Source organism: Peribacillus sp. RS7 (assembly GCF_041956845.1).
In the GTDB taxonomy this organism is placed as follows: domain Bacteria; phylum Bacillota; class Bacilli; order Bacillales; family DSM-1321; genus Peribacillus.
Window position 1 is genome coordinate 2,717,902 of the sequence record NZ_CP168135.1, and the last position, 20,604, is coordinate 2,738,505.

General features: G+C 35.0%; 19 protein-coding genes and 3 pseudogenes. 19 read left to right on the forward strand and 3 right to left on the reverse strand.

Annotated elements, in window-relative coordinates; all coding sequences use genetic code 11:
* Positions 1–85: 85 nt before the first annotated feature.
* Entirely contained in the window at positions 86–493 is a 408-nt protein-coding gene (locus ACDZ29_RS13720; RefSeq protein ID WP_289323634.1) for a YbaN family protein, read from the forward strand.
* Between the two features lie 97 nt (positions 494–590).
* Here the strand turns inward: ACDZ29_RS13720 and ACDZ29_RS13725 are convergent, their stop codons facing one another.
* Positions 591–1,235 carry a YitT family protein gene (locus ACDZ29_RS13725; RefSeq protein WP_375091035.1) on the reverse strand — a complete coding sequence of 215 codons (645 nt, stop codon included), beginning with the start codon at positions 1,233–1,235 and terminating at the stop codon, positions 591–593.
* A gap of 115 nt (positions 1,236–1,350) precedes the next feature.
* On the opposite strand from ACDZ29_RS13725, the gene ACDZ29_RS13730 reads away from it, so the two are divergent.
* From ACDZ29_RS13730 to ACDZ29_RS13815, 18 genes and pseudogenes are all read left to right on the forward strand, one after another.
* Positions 1,351–1,803: a MarR family winged helix-turn-helix transcriptional regulator gene (locus ACDZ29_RS13730; RefSeq protein ID WP_375091036.1), complete on the forward strand. Its 453-nt coding sequence runs from the start codon at positions 1,351–1,353 to the stop codon at positions 1,801–1,803.
* A 25-nt stretch (positions 1,804–1,828) separates the two neighbouring features.
* On the forward strand, positions 1,829–2,347 hold the full coding sequence (locus tag ACDZ29_RS13735; protein WP_289323638.1) for a GNAT family N-acetyltransferase: 519 nt from the start codon (positions 1,829–1,831) through the stop codon (positions 2,345–2,347).
* Between the two features lie 23 nt (positions 2,348–2,370).
* Positions 2,371–2,992, forward strand: a pseudogene (locus ACDZ29_RS13740) (FMN-binding negative transcriptional regulator).
* Positions 2,993–3,303: 311 nt separating this feature from the next.
* The gene (locus tag ACDZ29_RS13745) at positions 3,304–3,747 is read left to right on the forward strand and encodes a MarR family winged helix-turn-helix transcriptional regulator (RefSeq protein ID WP_289323640.1); all 444 of its coding nucleotides are present in this window, start codon (positions 3,304–3,306) and stop codon (positions 3,745–3,747) included.
* Between the two features lies 1 nt (position 3,748).
* Entirely contained in the window at positions 3,749–4,825 is a 1,077-nt protein-coding gene (locus ACDZ29_RS13750) for a threonine aldolase family protein (protein ID WP_375091037.1), read from the forward strand.
* Positions 4,794–5,513 carry an alanyl-tRNA editing protein gene (locus ACDZ29_RS13755; RefSeq protein WP_375091038.1) on the forward strand — a complete coding sequence of 240 codons (720 nt, stop codon included), beginning with the start codon at positions 4,794–4,796 and terminating at the stop codon, positions 5,511–5,513. Before ACDZ29_RS13750 ends, ACDZ29_RS13755 begins: the two co-directional genes overlap by 32 nt.
* 325 nt (positions 5,514–5,838) lie before the next feature.
* Positions 5,839–6,132, forward strand: coding sequence for an RNA polymerase alpha subunit C-terminal domain-containing protein (locus ACDZ29_RS13760; protein WP_289318047.1), 294 nt, complete (start codon positions 5,839–5,841; stop codon positions 6,130–6,132).
* Between the two features lie 163 nt (positions 6,133–6,295).
* Entirely contained in the window at positions 6,296–7,216 is a 921-nt protein-coding gene (gene coaA, locus ACDZ29_RS13765; protein WP_289333527.1) for a type I pantothenate kinase, read from the forward strand.
* 330 nt (positions 7,217–7,546) lie between these two features.
* A complete protein-coding gene (locus ACDZ29_RS13770; RefSeq protein WP_289323645.1) occupies positions 7,547–8,344 on the forward strand; it encodes a fumarylacetoacetate hydrolase family protein in 798 nt (265 codons plus the stop codon).
* Between the two features lie 585 nt (positions 8,345–8,929).
* Complete coding sequence (locus tag ACDZ29_RS13775; protein WP_375091039.1) at positions 8,930–9,556, forward strand: GyrI-like domain-containing protein; 627 nt, start codon at positions 8,930–8,932, stop codon at positions 9,554–9,556.
* Between the two features lie 216 nt (positions 9,557–9,772).
* The gene (locus ACDZ29_RS13780; protein ID WP_289323647.1) at positions 9,773–10,234 is read left to right on the forward strand and encodes a GNAT family N-acetyltransferase; all 462 of its coding nucleotides are present in this window, start codon (positions 9,773–9,775) and stop codon (positions 10,232–10,234) included.
* 145 nt (positions 10,235–10,379) lie between these two features.
* Positions 10,380–10,547 carry a hypothetical protein gene (locus ACDZ29_RS13785; protein ID WP_289323648.1) on the forward strand — a complete coding sequence of 56 codons (168 nt, stop codon included), beginning with the start codon at positions 10,380–10,382 and terminating at the stop codon, positions 10,545–10,547.
* A gap of 1,009 nt (positions 10,548–11,556) precedes the next feature.
* Positions 11,557–11,943, forward strand: coding sequence for a DUF192 domain-containing protein (locus ACDZ29_RS13790; RefSeq protein WP_375091040.1), 387 nt, complete (start codon positions 11,557–11,559; stop codon positions 11,941–11,943).
* A 344-nt stretch (positions 11,944–12,287) separates the two neighbouring features.
* Entirely contained in the window at positions 12,288–12,791 is a 504-nt protein-coding gene (locus tag ACDZ29_RS13795; RefSeq protein WP_289323652.1) for an RNA polymerase sigma factor, read from the forward strand.
* A complete protein-coding gene (locus ACDZ29_RS13800; protein WP_375091041.1) occupies positions 12,781–13,773 on the forward strand; it encodes an anti sigma factor C-terminal domain-containing protein in 993 nt (330 codons plus the stop codon). Before ACDZ29_RS13795 ends, ACDZ29_RS13800 begins: the two co-directional genes overlap by 11 nt.
* A 280-nt stretch (positions 13,774–14,053) precedes the next feature.
* Positions 14,054–14,747: pseudogene (locus ACDZ29_RS13805) on the forward strand (carbonate dehydratase).
* A gap of 700 nt (positions 14,748–15,447) precedes the next feature.
* Entirely contained in the window at positions 15,448–16,953 is a 1,506-nt protein-coding gene (locus ACDZ29_RS13810; RefSeq protein ID WP_289323654.1) for a malate:quinone oxidoreductase, read from the forward strand.
* Positions 16,954–17,281: 328 nt separating this feature from the next.
* On the forward strand, positions 17,282–17,491 hold the full coding sequence (locus tag ACDZ29_RS13815; protein WP_375091042.1) for a hypothetical protein: 210 nt from the start codon (positions 17,282–17,284) through the stop codon (positions 17,489–17,491).
* A 535-nt stretch (positions 17,492–18,026) separates the two neighbouring features.
* On the opposite strand, the gene ACDZ29_RS13820 is transcribed toward ACDZ29_RS13815, so the two are convergent.
* On the reverse strand, positions 18,027–18,155 hold the full coding sequence (locus tag ACDZ29_RS13820; protein WP_375091043.1) for a hypothetical protein: 129 nt from the start codon (positions 18,153–18,155) through the stop codon (positions 18,027–18,029).
* A 906-nt stretch (positions 18,156–19,061) separates the two neighbouring features.
* Positions 19,062–20,298, reverse strand: a pseudogene (locus tag ACDZ29_RS13825) (IS110 family transposase).
* Positions 20,299–20,604: the final 306 nt, after the last annotated feature.

Sequence of the window (20,604 nt, forward strand, 5' to 3'; positions counted from 1 at the left end):
AGAAAAAGGGAAGTTACTAATCAATGATGTTGAATCAATTAGACTTCCTCTTTACGTTATAAGGGAATAGAATATAAATAAAAAGGTGATTACAATTAAAAAGGTAAAAAGTATCCTATTTTTTCTTCTTGGATCCATATCTCTTGTGATTGGTATTGCAGGAACTGTGTTACCAGTTCTGCCGGGCGGTCCGTTTTACTTATTTGCTGCTTTTTGTTTTGCTAAAAGTTCCAAGTCGATTGAAAACTGGTTCAAAAGCACCTCATTATATGAAAAATACGTTGAAGCATTCCTGCAAAAAAAAGGTATGACTCGAAAAGAGAAAATCAGAATCAATTTAATTGCCGACTTCTTCATCGTAATTTCTGTATTTTATGTGGACATCCTATTAGTGAAAATCTTATTGGTAGTGCTCGCCCTCTACAAACATTATTATTTCATTAAAAAAATTAAGACAATTGACCGAAAAAGTAAGAAACAAAGCGCTTTTTAAGTAACGGGTCCTTACATCAAGAGAGTTGCTGCGGCAGCTCTTTTTCTATGGTGCTAAAATGGGGCAGGATAGTTGAACAATAAAAATAAAAAGCATTCTATATTGAATGCTTTTTATTTTTATCATAATTTGGTGATGTACTAGAGTGTGTTAATATCCGGTCTAATACTTTTTCAGTAAATGACATAAAGTAATTAAGTATAAGCCCCCCTAAACAAACGGTTAATAAAGTTCCAATGCCAATTGGTCCATTTAAAATCATTGCCATTATCAAGAATACGAGGTAAATGAATGTTCTCGAAAAAAATATATTTGTTCTAGTTAATTCTTGGATGATTAAAGTTAACCGGTCAACTGGAATCGGTGCAAAATTTGTGTGTAAATATGTTGCAGTTCCTAATCCTACAAGAACTAAGCCGATTCCAAAACAAACAACTTTGCTGTACCATAGTTCAGGTGTTATCAAATTGTGCAATAAAAAAAGCCACGTATCAATACTAATACCTGTTATAAATGCTGTTAACAACCCCAAAACTTCTGGTCTTTGTCTTTTTAAAAATGAATTACTACATATCAATATTAATGCTATTATTATTTCCCAACTACCCACAGTAAGCCCCACATTTATGGACAGTCCTACTAAAAGTGCATCAAAAGGGGAAGTTCCAAGGTCTGATTGTATAGTGAAAGAAATACCAAGCGTTAATATTAAAATTCCTAATACATAAAAAACATACTTCACTTTACTCGACCCCTTTATCATTATTTTTTTGTTGCAAACGCAACAAAGTTAAGTTAAATTTAATATATGCCTTTTTTATTGCATTTGCAACAAAAAACGTACTAAGGAGTTAATTATGAAGGAAATTCTTCGTGAAATAGGAATGATTGCAAGGGCATTAGATTCTATAGGTAATATAGAATTTAAAGAGCATGACCTTACAAAAGGGCAGTATTTGTACCTTGTGCGAATATGTGAAAACCCGGGAATCATTCAAGAAAAGTTAGCTGAGATGATAAAAGTAGATCGAACAACAGCAGCTCGTGCAATAAAAAAACTTGAAATTAATGGCTTTATTGAAAAGAAAAAAGATAAACATAACAAAAAAATTAAAAAACTCTCTCCAACAGAGAAAGGGAAAAATGTTTATCCTTTTATAAAAAGAGAAAATGATTATTCCAATATCGTTGCATTAGAGGGATTTTCCGAAAGAGAAGTCGAAACCATTTTCAATCTTCTTCAAAGAGTAAGAAAAAATATAGAAAAAGACTGGGAATTTGTAAAAAAGGGAAACAAGAGAAATTATTGATTATATAAAGGAGTGACATATTTAAATGACTTTAAATATAAAAAAATGTACCCTTGAAGATTCACGCAAACTTCAACTAATTAGTTATGAAACATTTAATGAGACATTTAAGCATCAGAATTCACCCGAAAATATGAATGCCTATTTGGAAAGGGCATTTAACTTAAAACAATTAGAAAATGAATTATCCAATATTTCTTCGCAATTCTATTTTGTTTATTTTAATAATGAAGTCGCTGGATATTTAAAGGTCAATACCGATGATGCTCAGTCTGAAGAAATGGGTGCTGAATCACTTGAAATCGAGAGGGTTTATATAAAGAAAAAATTTCAAAAACATGGGCTTGGTAAATATCTGCTAAATAAAGCTATTGAAATCGCGATGGACCGTAATAAAAAGAAAATCTGGTTAGGTGTATGGGAAAAAAACGAAAATGCTATTGCTTTTTATAAGAAACTGGGGTTTGTTCAAACTGGAGCCCACTCCTTTTATATGGGAGATGAAGAACAAATGGACCTTATAATGACCAAAACACTCACATAACTTTTTTTGAAGGGTGGATTATTATGTATATTCCAAAATATTATAAGGTCAAAAATGTTGATGAAATTTGGGATTTTGTTCAAAAAAACTCTTTTGGCACGATTGTCACAACAGAACAAGGGAAACCGATTGCCACTCATTTGCCTTTGGGGTTAAATAAAAAAGGTGATGATTACTATATTACTGGGCATTTGGCTTATGGAAATCCTCAGTGGAGAACATTTGAAACCTGTGAAGATGTGCTTGTAATGTTTCAGGGATCAAACGCTTACATTTCTTCTTCTTGGTATGGGCATGAAGAGGTTCCAACATGGAATTATCAAGCCGTCCATGTATATGGTAAAGCAAGCATTTTAGGGAAAGATGAATTAATAGAAGAATTAACAATAATGCTGGAAAAATATGAAGAAAATCGTGAAAATCCTGTTTTATGGGATAAACTTTCTCCTCATCTCTTAGAAAGTGAACTGAAAGGCATAGTTGGATTTAAGATTAAGGTGGGAGACATTCAGGCTGCATATAAATTAAGTCAGAACCGAACTGAAACGGATTATATTAACATCATTGATAAGCTACAAAATGAGGAATCCAAATTCGAAACAAATGGCAGAACTGATGGAAAAGAGATTGAAAAATCACATATAAGCCCAATTTTTATTTAACCCTCAGATGCAAGAATTAAAGAACGGAACGGAGCTGTCATATTGGCAACTTCTCTTCATTTATGAAAGATTGTACTTAAAGTAAGAGTGCGTTAGTTCAATTCGTTTGGGGCTGCTTATCGGCAGCTCCTTTTTTGATTGCAGCAGGTGTTGCAAGCTCTAAAGTGAATTTTTTAAATTGGCCAAACTAGTGGTATCGATTGATCCTTCAAAGTTTATTTAAAAAAAGTTGACAAAGTCCACTAATCACACTAAAGTATTAGTGGATAAAGTCCACTAAAAAGGAAGTCTACAATGAATATAAATAAAAATACCATTGCTGATATACGGCAATTCAATAGATTTTATACGAATATACTTGGTGTATTGGATAAGCATATTTTGGATACCGGATATTCTTTCACTGAGGCACGGGTAATTTTAGAAATCGGTTTGATGGAGCAGTGTATAGCAAATAATTTAGTTGATAAACTGGAAATTGATCGCAGCTATATGAGCAGAATAATTAACAAGTTAAGTAAAGATGGACTTGTTATGAAGGAAAACTCGACCTTGGATAACAGAACTAGCCTGATTCAGTTGACTCCTGAAGGGATGACACTTTTTAACCAGCTTAATGAAAAATCCGATGAACAAATAGTGAGGTTATTCCAAGGATTATCACAAAATGATATAAAAGAAATCCATGCTTCTATGATGTTCATTCAGAAGAAATTGGATAGTTTGGGGAGGATATAGGATGATACGTTTTGAAAATGATTATACAGAAGGTGCTCATAAGCGAATTCTTAAACGATTAATAGAAACCAATGAAGAACAAACACCCGGGTATGGAGTGGATGAACACTGTGAAAAAGCGAGAGCTTACATTCGAAAAGAGTGTGATGCTGCGAATGCCGATATACACTTTTTAGTAGGAGGAACACAAACGAATACAACTATCATCGCTTCAATTTTGCGGCCGCATCAAGGGGCAGTGGCTGCAATTACCGGTCATATCGCAGTACATGAAACAGGAGCTATTGAAGCCACTGGTCATAAAATACTTACTTTACCGAGTGATGATGGGAAAATTGAAGCTGAACAGGTGAAAGAATTATATGATGCTCACTGGAATGATGTTACTCATGAGCATATGGTACAGCCAGGCTTGGTTTATATTTCTAACCCTTCAGAAAATGGAACGACTTATAGTAAAGCCGAATTGGAAGCATTAAGTAAAGTTTGCCGCGAATGTGGTTTGCCATTGGTATTGGATGGCGCTAGATTAGGGTATGGTTTGGCTTCAATAGACAGCGATTTAACCTTGGCGGATATTGCAAGGCTTTGTGATGTGTTCTATATAGGAGGGACGAAAATTGGTGCAATGTTTGGTGAAGCGGTAGTCATCATGAATGATGCCCTGAAAAAGGATTTCCGATATTTCATCAAGCAAAAGGGAGGATTACTGGCTAAAGGAAGACTTTTGGGAATCCAGTTTGAAACCTTATTTGAAGATGGCTTATACTATGAAATTTCTAATCATGCCGTGGAAATGTCAATCATGATTCGAGAAGCGTTTGTTGAAAATGGATTTTCATTACGATATGATTCTACATCGAATCAGCAGTTTCCCATTTTACCGGAAGATGTAATTTTGGAATTAGGCAAAAAGTATTCATTCTCCTTCTGGGAAAAAGTCGATGCTACACACAGTGCTGTGAGATTTTGTACTAGTTGGGCTACGAAAAAAGAACATGTTGAAATGCTGGTAGAGGATATCAAAGCAACTAAAGGAGAAAAAAATGGCCTCGATAGAGTTATATTTAGAGAATAGTTATCTAAAAGAATGTTCGGCAAATATTGTTTCCATACATGATCGATTTGTTGTGTTTAATCAAACGATTTTTTATCCAGGTGGCGGTGGGCAGCCTTGTGACCGAGGGTTTATTAAACAAGGTGATGAAACCTATAAAATAGTAACAGTAAAAAAAATAGATGGTGAAATAATTCATGAACTAGAACGTCCATTACAGGAAATTAATCAAACAGTAGAGATGCAAATTGACTGGTCCTGGCGGTTTCAGAATATGAAGTACCACACATTATTGCATGTCATTTCAGGTTATTTATTTCAACATTACAATGCTTTAGCTACAAGCAGTCAAATTGAAAAAGATCATGCGAGATTAGAGCTGTCTTTTTCTCCTGAAATAATGGGTGAAATACCATTTGATTCATTAGAACAATCGATAAAGAAGATACTGGCACACCCCCATAATGTTTACGCGAAAACAATTAGCAGGACTGAAGCAGAGCAAAAAGATGGGTTCATTAAAACGGTCATTAATTTACTTCCAGCCTCTCTTAACCAAATTCGAATCGTTCAAATAAATGATATTGATGAGCAAGCATGTGGCGGAACCCATGTTAACAACACAAATGAAATTAAAGACTTTTCCATTATGAAGATTCAACAAAAAGGTCCCACGAAAAAAAGGATTAAAATTAAACTATTGGATTAAGTTCCACTATCCCTTCTTTTTATCGAAAATTTACTAATATAAACATCTTTAAGCACCGGACAGGGTATTTTCATTAACTGGTGCTCAATCTAATAATGAAGGTTATGCAAAAGTCGTGGCAGAGGTTAGCTGTTTAATTAAAATGAATTGTTTGTTAATATATAAGCTAAATGAAAAAGAGTATACAATTCGTGACGAATGAATTGTGCAATAGAAATTATTCTTAATAGAATTTGGTCTTAAACCGACGAGGGTAAAAGGAAATTGGAGCAGGTTGACGAAAGTATGGCTGGGAAATTTCTTGAGAGAAAAGGAGACATTAATAATGACAATTTCAAAAAAAACTTTAAGGACTTGCGACGAAGGACACAAATACTATAAATCCAGCGACTGTCCGACCTGCCCGGTTTGTGAGCAAGAACGCAAACCTGAAGACGGATTTCTTTCATTACTCTCGGCACCAGCCAGACGAGCATTGGAACACAATGGGGTAACCTCTTTACAACAACTAACAAAATATAGTGAAAAAGAGATATTGAAATTTCATGGTATGGGACCAGCTTCTTTACCAAAACTAAGGGCTGCTTTGGAGACAAATGGGTTATCATTCAAAAATTAAACACAAGAATGAGTAAACTTACAGGAATGCATTTGAGCATATTTCAAGTTCTTCCTCAAGTCACAGGGGCATTACGTCAATAAGGGATTAGGAACATCGATCATTCCTGAATTTTATGGACACCCTCCTTGTTAAAACTCTAAAAAGTGAGGTAATGAAAATCATGAGTTCCTATACTCCCTATTTTGAATTCAATCGAAAAAAGTGGGCATCTTTACGAAACCATACTCCTCTTCCTTTAACTGAAGAAGAATTGGATAACTTAAAAGGAATAAATGAAGAAATATCCATTCAGGAAGTGGAAGAGGTTTATTTGCCCTTGACCCGTTTAATTAATTTATATGTCGAAGCTTCTCAGCAGCTTAACACGGCTACATCTTCCTTTCTGAAAACTAATGCAAAAAAAGTACCGTATATCATTGGAATTGCAGGGAGTGTTGCTGTAGGAAAGAGTACGACAGCAAGGTTACTTCAGACATTATTATCTAGATGGGATAATCATAGAAACGTAGGTCTTGTCACTACAGATGGTTTTTTGTACTCAAATGATTTCTTAGAAGAAAAAGGACTGATGAAACGAAAAGGGTTTCCTGAAAGTTATGATACTCAAAAACTAATTAATGTTATCGGAGATGTAAAAGCAGGAAAAAATAAAGTGGAAGTTCCAATCTACTCACATTTGACGTACGATATTTTGCCAAATGAAATCCAGACCATCTGTAATCCAGATATTTTAATAGTGGAAGGTGTTAATGTTCTTCAAGTTGACAAAGAAAATCAAGTATTCGTCAGTGACCTTTTTGATTTTTCACTCTATGTTGATGCAGACGTACCCGACATTGAACGGTGGTATGTTGAAAGGTTTCTTCTACTTCAAAAGACAGCGTTCCAAAGGCCCGAATCGTACTTTCATCGTTACACTAATTTGTCTAAAGAAGATACCATTAAATTAGCGACTCAAATTTGGGAAGAAATTAATTTGAAAAATTTACATGAAAATATACTTCCGACAAAAGGACGGGCCAATCTAGTTTTAAAAAAAGGATCAGATCATAAGGTTGAAAATATACATTTGCGAAAATGATAATTTTAGTTAATAATCAAGTCGATGCTATATCAATGAATAAGGAAACAGGTATTTGTACCGTAATTATAAATTAAAGAACAAATACGGAATAACTGTGAAGAGTTACTGGAACAAGCTTCTTCTTGACATACTCTATAGTGTTAATTAAATATAGATATAGATTGTGAAGAAATGTACTTAAAGTAAAGAGTGCTTAAGTTGAAGACGGAGTTGCGACGCAGCTCTTTTTTCACGTAAAAGAACAGACATGTTACTATAGTAGAGGAGAGCCTGATTTTATATTATCTGAGGTAAGCATATCTTATTCATCAAAGGAGTTTATTCATCATGCATGTACTACAAAAAACACAAAAAATAGTTCGCTATCAAAATCAACAGGGCAATATACATTACGGTATTGTTGAGGATGAGATAATATTACAACTGTCTAGCAGTTTTGCTGAACTTGTCAACAAGGAAATAAAGTATGACGGGGTAGAGCTGAAATATAGTGACGTGAAAATTTTGGAACCTGTAAAACCTTCTAAAGTGGTTAATTTCGGCTGGACATATGCAGGTCATGCGAAGGAAACAGGGGGAGAGGCAAACCTTGTAGAACCATTTCTATTTTTAAAGCCATTATCTTCGCTTATTTCAGACAAGGAGAATATTATACTTCCTCCAAACGAGCTAACCAATCAAGTGGAGCTTGAAGGGGAAGTGGCCCTGGTCATTGGAAAGCGTGGAAAGAACATTAAAGAAGAAGATGCGCTTGATTATGTGTTTGGTTGCACGATATTTAATGATGTCACAGCAAGAGATCTTACAAAAAAAGATCCACAGTTTACTCGGGGCAAAGGATTTGATACGTTCGGACCTTTAGGGCCGTGCATCGTTACCGGGGTAGATCCTACCAATTTGCGGATTGTGACCACTTTAAACGGCCGCGTTGTCCAAGACGGTAATACCAATGAAATGTCTCTAAGCATTCCGTATTTAATCAGCTGGCTTTCGCAGGTAATGACTCTGGAGCCAGGTGACATTTTGGCCACGGGTTCACCATCTGGCAGCTGCCCGATCAAGTCGGGGGATGAGGTCGTTGTTGAAGTCGAGAATATCGGTCGGTTATGTAATGGTGTCCAGTAGGGCGTGCCTGCATTCTTAATAACCAAAAAAGAAAATAGTCATAAATAGATGAGCCGACTTATGTAAAATATACAGGGGCATCATCTCGCTTTGGTTGTTATTAAGATGACTCTCATGTGCAAAGTCTTATTAAACAATCAGGTGCATTAGCGAAGATCAAAGCTGTCTCTAAGGCAGCTTTTTCTTTATGCAACTATCGGGGCATTTTTGTGGAACAAGGATTTTCAATAAAAATTAAAAATCAAAACATCTTAAATATTTTTCACAACAGGTCTAATCTTCATCATAATAGGATATCTTATTTTTGAATGATTATTAGATAAATATCTTCCTAATGAAGAATATGGGATATGGCCATTTGGATGTTTGTTATTGTTATATTTGATTCATATAACAATTAAAGGATTAAAAAAAGATCAATAACTCTCTTCGATAATTATTTTTAGGATGCGATTCTTTAATTAGGAATCGCCTTTTTTATTGAACTAACAAGGGCAGGTTTGTTGAAGAAGAAGGTTTATTTAGAAGGACGTTGAAGTAGTAATCAAACATAATAAAAAAATATATAGAAGGGAACAAAAACTAATGAAATACGAATGGAGAAAACAAGAGAAGAATTTATATATCCCAAAACAAAAATCTGAACTTGTAACAATTCCAGAACAGAATTTTTTTATGATAAAGGGAAAAGGAAATCCAAATGAACACGACTTCGCTGAAAAGATAGGTGTTCTTTATTCATTGGCTTATGCTGTCAAAATGATGTCGAAGCAAGGATACACTCCAGATGGATATTTTGAATATACTGTATATCCATTAGAAGGAATATGGGATTTAACAGAAGAGGGAAAGAAATTAGATACATTAAATAAAGATGAATTATTATATACTATCATGATTAGACAACCAGATTTTGTAACAAAAGAAATAGTAGAGAGAGCATTTGAAAATGTAGAAAAAAAGAAACCACATCCATTTCTAAATGATGTAAAATTCGGTGCATTACAAGATGGTTTATCTGTCCAGATACTTCATGTAGGCCCGTATGATGATGAACCTCAAAGTTTTAAATTAATGAATGAATTCATAAAAAATAATAATCTTGAAAGAACTTCATTACAACATAGAGAAATATATCTTTCGGATTTTAGAAAAGTTGAACCTGCAAATTTAAAAACTGTTTTGAGATATAAGGTTAGGCCAATAGAATAGCATACTCTCTTAACTCCTAACGTGCATATTAATGTAGCAAAGATTGTGAAGGAGTGTACTTAAAGTAAAGGGTGGGCTTTGCTTCATTATCAGGAGCTGATCAGTAGCTCCTTTTCTTTTGCAACTAAAGGGGCAGGTTAGTGCAACAAGGAATTTCATTGTCAGTAGTGAATTTAATAAAGAGGTAATGTCAGATTATGATTAGAGGTGAAATTTATGAAAGTACATTTGAAATGTGTTACGAGAGAAAATTGGGAAAAGGCACTAGCACTAAAAGTTAAGAAACAGCAAAGTAACTTTGTACCACCAGTAGCCGTTTCACTTGCCAAAGTTTATATTAAACCAGACGGGGATAACATTGTTTATTTGCCCTTTGCCATATATGACAAAGAGATAATGGTCGGTTTTATCATGCATGCTTACGATGAAAATACGACGAATATGTATTGGATTAACGGATTCATAATTGATGAGAGTTATCAGGGTAAAGGATATGGTAGGGCGGCACTGTCAGAGATGGTTCATTGGATAGCAAATAGGTTTACCATTTGTAAAGAAATTCGTCTAACCGTATTTAAAGATAACGAAAATGCTCGTGAATTATATAAACGTTTTGGCTTTCTTCCCACAGGAGATGTCTATGGAGAAGAAGATGTGTGGTTTCTTCCTATAAAATAAATATGTTTCTTAAGGAACTTCCAGGTGCATTGGCATAAAATCAGTGCTGTCTTTAAGGCAGTTTTTTCTTTAGGAACTAAAGGGTCAGGTTATTTGAAGAAGACGTCTGGGAAATGAAGTATAATTTAAATAGTCAAATTAAGGAATGAGTGATGATGAAGTGGATTTGACTGAATTGATGCAAGATAAAGGATATAGTTATTTGGAAAAAATAATAGAATCCAAAGAAAATTCATTACAATTGCTTATTAATAGAAGCACGTTCAACATCGATTTACCTTTGGTGCAATTAGAATTTGAATCATATATTTGATATTCTGTTATCGATGAATGTTTTTCATATTCTATAGATAATTCTGAAATATCAAAGGGAGAGCTATTTCGGTTATATACCAAGTCAAGGTACTTGGATTATATAAAAATAGCCACGAATGAACGAGAAGATATATGTCCCTCTGAAAATTACATTCATTATCAGTTTCTCTGCTTAAATCACACGATTGATGTTATTTCTTGTGAAGAACCAAAAATAACCGTGGTAACAGGTTAAACTAATCTATGAAATCCTTTTCTTGTTGAACTAACAGGTGCATTAATTCAAGAAAATAAAAAAAAGAAGACCACAATAAGAGGTCTTCTTTATTTGTGCAAAAATCAACATTAATGTTTTAAAAAAGTTCTATAAAAAGAAAAAAATAACATAAATTGATTAATTCTGTATAGTTTAAAGTGATTTATTAATTATATAAAGTTATGTATCTAAATGAACTAACAGGTGCTTTACTTCAATAAGGGAGGTTGCTGAAGCAGCCTTTATTGATGAACCAATACACAATAAATGTGGGGTGAATTATACTTGAAGTCATCATTACAAGACGGTCAATGGGCATTCATTAAATAGTTTCATTGTTTGTGCAAAGTGAAAAGTTCCTCATTTGAAGGAATGATTTTTGGTTTTGTATAATTGTGAAGGAATGTACTTCAACTAAGGAGTTCAAGATCCAGAGCTGCCGAATTGGTTGCTTTTTTGCTTACTGAATAAAGGGGCAGGATAATTGAACAAATCTTTTTATATATTATTGCTTTGATTATTGAAAACAAAGTATTAAATTTAGAACCATAGAATAAGTATTAGAAGTGAAAAGGAGCTTGCCTAGTTATTTTTTTCTTCTTGTTTTCGTTTTTATCTCCAACTTTCTTCCTTTTTATTATTAGGGGAAAAGACGTTTTTTCGAAAAAAGGAAATTACAATCTCATGAACTTCTTTTAAAAAGACATCAATTTTCTTTCCTGCTTATAATAATAATCGAAGGTGAGTGAACATGAAAAATAGAATAAAAACAAAAATGATAAAAATACTCAGTGGTAACAGGGAAACTAGATTAACCGTTCACGTTGCAGATACTCATAGAAAAAGAGAAAAGGGCTTAATGTTTGTTAGAAAATTACCCGAAAATGAGGGGATGTTATTTGTGTATTCGGAAAAAATATATGGTGGATTTTGGATGAAAAACACATTCATTCCTTTATCTATTGCTTTTCTTGATTCAGATGGGGAAATTCTAAAAATACTTGATATGGAGCCTTGTAAAGTGGATATATGTCCTACCTATGATCCGGAACTTTCTTATCGTTATGCAATTGAAGTGAATCTTGGATGGTTTGAAAAGAATCAAATCAAAGAAGGGGATTATGTAAAGTTTGATTAAATTCAAATCACCTCACCTCTAGTTCTTAGAGGTGAGGTGATTTTTTTAATGGATATTTATGTTAATATTTCTAGGGAGATTGTGAGATTAACCTTCTTATAAAAGAATCATTCAATTGAATAGTGAAGAGTATGTTTAGACTTTATCTTTTAGTCAGGACATGCTCTTTCTATTTATTCATTTATCAAGGTATTTTTGTATTAATTTTATCAAACGTTGTTTTCAAAGATGCATAACGATTCCTTGTTACTAAAATTTGAAACTATTTACTAAAAAACTATTTTGTGTGATTAAAATTGTAAACTTTTCTTTACCTTATACGTCTAGTTGGCAGGAGGACGATGATGAATGACATAAATAAGAATAACGAGCTTAATTCAGAGCTTAATATCGTATATAGATATTTGCGAAAATTGGGTATTTCACAAGCTGATGCAGAGGATGTTGTTCAGGAAACGGCTTATAAGTATCTGCTTTATTACGATACGATTCAGACTTCTAGGATAAGGAGTTGGCTGATACGTGTATCATTAAATTTTCATTATGATCAGTGCCGGAAGCAACGGCGGTATGACCTCAATTTAAATGAAGGACTTTTAGAGACGGATATGAATGAGCTTCCAGAGGTGATTTTTCTTGAAAAAGAGAGGATTAGAGAGGTTGGGTATGCACTATCAAAGTTAAAGCCGCACTTTCAAGAACTTTTGTTATTGAAGTATCAATCAGGATTATCGTACGAAGAGATATCCAAGTTATTAGAGAAACCTATCAGTTCTATTAAGACGAATTTATTCAGGGCCAGGAAACAGTTAGCGAAGATTTATAAGGAGGCAAACCATGAGCGGTAATCACGAATCTAAAAAAGAGGAAGAAATCGATTTTATCAGCAAACCTTCCTTGCAAAAGGCCCTCAAAAAAACGAAAAGGTGGCAAACATTCAAGTATGTAATCATTGCTGTACTTACAACTACCATCCTGTTGACCACTCTTTTCACAGGCAGTCAATACATTCTCAATAAACGGCTAGAGCATCAGGATAGTATATATGAGATGGTCCATGGGGCAAATATATCTTTTGGGGATAGCAGCTATGATTACAATTTATTTAGTGTAACAAGAGAAACTACATATCGTAAAAGCATTGGTGACCGTTCAATAGTATGGGATAAAAAGATCGAGAAAATCCCATTGTTCGGAAGGATAGACACCATTGAACGTGGAAGTGGAATGGTTGAAGTCAATGTTTTTAACGAAAAGGAGCAACGGACAGTCCGTTATAATGATTTCAATAATGAAAGAAAAATCGATTTTTATTATCCAGGTTTGTCCTATGACTATTTACCGGATGAACTTGATACTGCCGTTGGTTTGGACAAAAATACGTTAATCGAGGTTGCCCTTTCCTTTAAGGAGCCAATGACTTTAGCAGAGATGGGTAAGCAGCTTGGCTATGAAAATGTAAATTGGCTATGGGTCGATACAACAACTGTCGCTCAAATGGACAGAATGACAAAGGAGCTGGATTCTGATAGCTTAAAAACTAAGGGCGGTGGAGGTGCCTTTGGATTTGATGTCAGCCAAGAAGTTCCTTATTCTGGGGAAAGTGGGCAGGGGTTCATTCACACGTTGGAGCAACTGAGTAAAACAGACAGTCATAAAAGCTCTATTAAAGAAGCTCTGAAGGGAATCAAGGAAAATACCCAATCTTCAAAAGGGGAAGTCCGTTTTAACGGGGCCGTCGTGACAGGTACGGCAGAGGAGCTTAGACGTTTCCAAAAACTAGATTTCATTCGCGCATCCGTCATTGGCGCTACGATTGATAAGTATTAAAAGCAGGTAAATACTAAATGAACTTATCGATTTAAAAACCAGGAAAAATATAATGATTGAAGATCAGGTTGCCATTTGGCAGTTTTTTTTTCTTATGTAACGAACAGGTGCTTTACTTTATTGTCAGGAGCTGAACAGCAGCTCTTTTTCTTATGCAATAAACAGTGAATGAACAATTCCAGTTCTGCTGCAGGGAAAGGGATTGATACCTGATATTATTACTGTTTTAATAATAGCCCATTCCTCACTTGATTTTCTCACATAAAATAATCATACGCCTATGGATAGTAAAGGAGGTGATTACTTGGAAGAAAAAACATCTTCTAATAACCATTCTAAATATTTTGAACCATTCATAAGTCCCAACCCAATTACTTCATTTAATCCCGTTCAGCGCTTTCCTAAAATTGATAAAACAGCATTTGTAAGTCAGTTTTCCAGTGTCATAGGTGATGTTACCATTAGGAACAATGTTTATGTAGCTCCTAATGTAAGTATACGTGCGGATGAAGGAACCCCATTTTATATAGGTTTTAATACAAATATCCAGGACGGAGTAATTTTACATGGTTTTAAATAAAAGGATTTCAGTTGGAACAAAAAAGTATTCAATATTCATTGGAAATGAAGTGACCATTACTCATGGTGCCCTTGTTCATGGTCCTTGTTATATCGCAGACAAGGTATTTGTTGGTTTTAATTCCATTGTTTATACGGCAATTGTAGGGAAAGGCGCATTTATTTCTTATAATGCAGTAGTAACAAATGGCGTTCGAATTCCACCTGATAGGTTCGTACCACCTGGAGCTAATATTGATTCTCAAGAAAAAGCGGATGCACTTTCGCCAGTACCAAAGGATGGTAATGAATTTGCAAATGCAGTTCAACGAGTCAATCAGGAATTTCCCGCATCTTATCACCTGTTATTTGGGATAAACCGTTGCTCCTGCGGATTTGCCTATGACCAACTTTAAACGTGAAATGGATGCTGGATCAGATCCTTTTCGCAAAGGACTCTTTATAGAAACCCGAAGCTGTCATCTTGGCAGTTTTTTTTATTGTAATTGGTGCAGTCCGGTTCACTGAATTGTGAGTTTGTGATGATTTGTACTTAAAGTAATGGACGCTTTACTTTAATAAGGAAGGTTGCTGTCTCAGCCTTTTTCTTATAGAATTAACGGGGCAGATAGTTTAATGATTGTACAACTGGTAAACTCCCAGTAATTCCCATACAGGAGAATTAGAAAATAGGCTAAAATAGATTTAGACAAGCCTTAAGAACTGAAATGGAGGTTTTGGTGTTGAAACCACATATTTAGGGAAATGGTTACTTTACCTTTGATTTTGTCGATCTATGTTTATTTCATTACTGATTCCGGATATATTAATATATTTTCACTAACAGTTTCTTACTTCAATAAGGATGGTTGCTGGAGCAACTTATTTGTTATACTACGATTGGGGAAATTAGTTTAAGTTCATTTTTTCACAGAAACTATATTTTAACAAAAAGTAATAGTAGAATACTTTAATCTATAAATAATTATAATAGACTATGATATAGTTATAATGAGACAGAAAAGGTGTGTTCCTAGGTCGCGCCTGGCTTTTTGTGAGACCTAAGCAGGAGCGCCTACATCTTTTTTGCAAATATAGCGGATAAGGAAGGTTATAATGAGCAACATACAGAATAAAACAGACGTTATCTTAATTGGTGGCGGAGTCATGAGCGCGACTTTGGGATCATTACTGAAAGAAATAGCACCGGAATGGGAAATCAAAGTGTTCGAGAAGCTCGCAAACGCAGGAGAAGAAAGCTCTAACGAATGGAATAATGCGGGTACGGGACATTCTGCACTGTGTGAGCTTAACTATACATCCGAAAAATCTGACGGATCTATAGATATTAGCAAAGCTATCAATATTAATGAACAGTTCCAAGTTTCAATGCAGTTTTGGTCTTATCTTGTAAACAGTAAGCTGATTAATAATCCGCAAGACTTTATCATGCCATTGCCTCATATGAGTATGGTACAAGGGGATAAAAATGTAGAGTTTTTAAAGAACCGCTTTAAAGCGCTATCAAACAATCCTCTATTCAAAGGTATGGAGTATTCCGATGACCCAGCCAAACTGATGGAATGGATACCGCTTATCATGCAAGACCGCCTATCGAATGAACCTATTGCGGCCACGAAAATAGACTCTGGTACAGATGTTAACTTTGGTGCTTTAACACGCATGATGTTTGATCACTTAAAGACTAAAAACGTCGATATCAAATACAAACATAGTGTTGATAATCTTAAACGTACTAGTGATGGCTCATGGGAATTAAAAGTGCGTAATGTCGATAACGGTAGCGTAGAACACCATACTGCTAAATTCGTCTTTATTGGAGGCGGGGGCGGAAGCCTGCACTTACTGCAAAAATCCGGTATTCCTGAAGGGAAACACATTGGCGGATTCCCAGTAAGCGGGTTTTTCATGGTGTGTAATAATCCGGACGTCGTTGCACAACATCATGCAAAAGTATACGGAAAAGCTAAAGTTGGTGCTCCACCAATGTCTGTTCCGCATCTTGATACACGATATATCAATAATGAAAAATCGTTGCTATTTGGACCATTTGCCGGATTCTCACCGAAGTTCTTAAAAACAGGTTCAATGTTAGATTTAATAACTTCCGTAAAACCGAATAATGTCTTGACTATGTTGGCGGCAGGCGCAAAAGAGATGTCATTGACAAAATACCTGATCCAGCAAGTCATGTTATCGAAAGAACAGCGCATGGAAGAGCTACGTGAGTTTATCCCGAACGCTAAGACCGAGGAATGGGATTTAGTAGTAGCTGGCCAACGTGTACAAGTAATCAAAGATACTGCTGAAGGCGGCAAAGGTACGCTTCAATTTGGAACGGAAGTTGTAAGTGCCTCTGATGGCTCGATTGCAGCATTACTAGGTGCTTCTCCAGGTGCTTCTACTGCTGTTCACGTTATGCTTGAGGTAATTAATAAATGCTTCCCGCAACGTATGAAAGAGTGGGAACCAAAAATTAAAGAAATGATTCCTTCCTATGGCGAGTCATTAATGGAAAATCCAGAGCTTCTGAAAGAAATTCATTCTTCAACAGCAGAGACGCTTGGTCTAAGTAAAAAAAAAGAGCTAGTTTATAGTTGATTTTGATTTTTACACAGGAACCTTTGATCTATCTATGGATTGAAGGTTCTTTTTTTTGTCATAAAGAGTAATTTCCTAATTCAATTAACCGATGCATTACTTCGATAAGGAAGGTTGCTGTTTGGATCTAGTATGAACGAAATGTAAAACAATGTAAGTGTCTATCGCCTACGAAGTAGTTTGGTTTAATAAGATGCATTCCATCTGTTTAATTGAGTGCCAGCTCATGTTATAATGGATAACCTAAGATAAATACTACTTTTACTTATAATTGAACGGATGCCAAGAAAAGCCTCCGCATAGCGATAAAATATGGAGGTGTAAGAGAATGAATAAACAATGGACAATTGGCAAAATTAAAGAATTTGTTGAGAACAATTCGAAAAGTAAGTTGCTAACGACTGAATATCACGGTTTTTCTCAAAAGTTACTATTTAAATGTGCATGTGGTAGCAACTTTGAAAAAACATTTACGAAATTTAAAAATAAAAACCAACGTAAATGTGACGTGTGCCAACCGCCTAAAGCGTCACGATAACGTATAGCGAATAAACGAAGTGCCCATTTCTATTAAAGAGAAGTTGGCACTATTTTTATTAGTTCATTAAGGAAGTATGAAGCACGGTCAAAGTTACATGCTCAAAGGCACGAAGCAGGGTTAACCCTGAAAAAACTAAAATATTTCTAGTACATAGGTTCGAAATACCTCTGCAGATGGTTGATCACTTCGTTTATCACGTATCGAAAACTCAACTTTAATCATCAATTTTATTGGAAAGATAAGGATAAATCATTCAACTGATCTATCCTTCTTTTTTTTTATCAAAATTCTAGTACTACTTTCTTACCTTTAAGAATTATGATTGTACGATAACAAAAAACCGGATACACATAGTATCCAGTCGCCCTACATACATGTAATGTTAAAGAAAAGTGAAAGTTATAGTTTAACTTTGCGTGCCGTTACAGAGCTCATGGTGTAAAAATCGAGTGCTATTATAAGACCTAACGAGGACAATTAAAAAAAAGCAAAAATAAAAGCCTAACCAAGATTTTTAGTCTCGATTAGGCTTTTATTTTTTGTCTTTTATTTGATTCATTTCTGCCAGAATTTCTTTAGCACGCTGCTCAGCACGTTCATAATTTCTTTCCTCAACTTCGATGAGCTTTCCATCAATTATAAAATTATAATGGTATTTCATTGAACAATTCCTCCTTCTTTGTTGTTCCATAATATAACATATTTTTATATGTTTTTTCCTTTGAAAATGTAAAGATTAGATTTTTAAAGTTCACGGTCAAACCGCGTTTTGGGTCCTGTAGTGTGAACGACACTTCACACGTTATTATAGGTAAAAAAGTGATTTTTTATGAAAGTGGTAGGGCGTACCTTTAAGTCTTTCCTCGAACTCATTTGGATCCCTGCGGATTTGTAACTGAATCTTCTATCAATGGAGGGTAAACATTGTTTACCTTGACCTGCTTGATATGCTTCTCTTCTTGTGCTCTCTATGTTGTATCCATCATCGATTGAACTACCTATCATCATAACGTCATGCTCCTTGCTTACTCATAGCATGATACATCAACCATCATAAGCATAACGAAATAACGCATTAGACATATCATCTATCATTGGTAGGGATACACAACAGACTGCACCTCACAGTCACTGCTGGTTCACTCATTGAAAAGCATACTGATAGAACATATGATTCACCATCACTGTACCTCTAAGCACCACCCAGGACCTCTATACATATCAATAGCTTATCTGTATCAGCTGTATCAGTTAGATATAAGTAGCAACCTACCTTCATTACCTTATATAGGGGGAGCATCAGGAGAATGCTTATTTACAACGATAAGCATTCTGATACAAGTCATATGGACATTATGAACTCTATTTTGTAGGTGATTGGATTGTGTCTAAAAAGGCTCTACACTATTGAGATTGTGAAAAAATGTACTTAAACTAAACCAGCCAATAGTTTGTCAATATTTTTCAATAAAACCTTAAAATATTTCATGCTATACTAAATTTGTGCATACCAAATAACCTTCCAAGTTTCTGTGTTTGGAAAGTTCTGGGTGGTTTAGTTATACTTTCAAACTAGCCTATCTTGGAAAGGTGAGTTGCTTTTTAAAAGTGCATAAATCCAATGTAAGAGTTTATTGGCACATGCTATCACAGCTACTTTAAAGGGCTTTCCTTCTTCACGTTTCTTATCATAAAACTCTCGTAATCGCTTGTTACGAGGGATGATTTCATCTGTCGTTTTCTTCTTGCGACAATCACGAATGGCACATTTAACAGCCATATACAAGGCGTGTCTTAGTCTGCCAGAACCTCTTTTGGTAATCCGATTTACTGTGCCTTTAAATTTACCTGATTCAAAGATACTTGGATCAATTCCGGCAAATGCCACTAGTTTTTTAGGGTGATTAAACCGTTCAATCTCTCCAATTTCAGAAATAATCGTTGCAGCGATTTTTTCACCGATTCCAGGGATGGATTGGATAATCTTATATTCTTCAATTTCTTTTGCCAAAGCATCTATCTCGTCTTCAAATGGATAGGTGCTTTTGGTATTCTAGAAGCATTTTTATATACATTTCAAGGCTTAAAATGTGACTCTGATATAAGGTTCTCTGAAAAGGGTTTCGAGCTGAGGCAGCCGTAAGTTTCTCTGCCTGTGTATTCGCCCACTTTTTAGAACGACTTGGACAAAGTTCATTAATCCTATTTGCTACAGTTTCTTCACCGACTGCTAATATGTCTTCAGAAGTAGGGAATTCTAATAGAGTAAGCAAAGAAACAACCGAATACAAATCTCCAAAAACCCCTCTATATTCAGGAAATACTTGATCAAGAACAGCCTGGAACTGTAGTTTTGTTTGTACATAGATACCTGTTATATTTTCGTGTTGTCTTGAAAGATTACGAAGATTTAAGAGTTGTATCCCTCGTTTTTTATAAGGCTCTAAATCCTCTTTATAGTACAGCTCGCAGAGGTGACGTGCATCGATTATATCTGTCTTTACTTTGCGTAAACTTGAGCTCTTCGCACGATAAGAAATGAGTGGGTTAACGACAATTAATAAGTAGCCTCTCTCCTCAAAATACTGTACAACTGGCGTATGATAATGCCCCGTGGATTCCAATACAATCGGAGGTTTGATTCCTGTTTTATTTTCTATTTTTCTCAGAAACTGAAATAGCGTTTCTAATCCTTCAATGGTATGTGTAACTTTGAAACTGCCTTGATAAGGCTTCTTCTTTTCCAAGAATGCTTGAACCTGACTTTCACCTTTAGCTACATCCAGACCAACCACTGGATTCATTTTTTATCTCCTCCAAAAACATAATATTTGCCGGTAACCCCTAATCCTTCTTGCAGTATCATAGCTTCGCTTGTTATACGAGATCTTGGTCCCAACCAGCCAAATCATGTTTAAGCAAGTAGGGGGCGAACTGTTTAGTTGACGGGATCTTAAGCCCCACGGGCAGGTACGTTCTACCCCGGCTACCGTTATAATAAAACTATATAAAAATTGGTCAACCAGAAATATCTGGCTGACCTAATAATACGAAAGGGGCAGGTTAGTGCAATAAAGGGTCCAAGGCTTATAATTTAGGATGCAATTAAA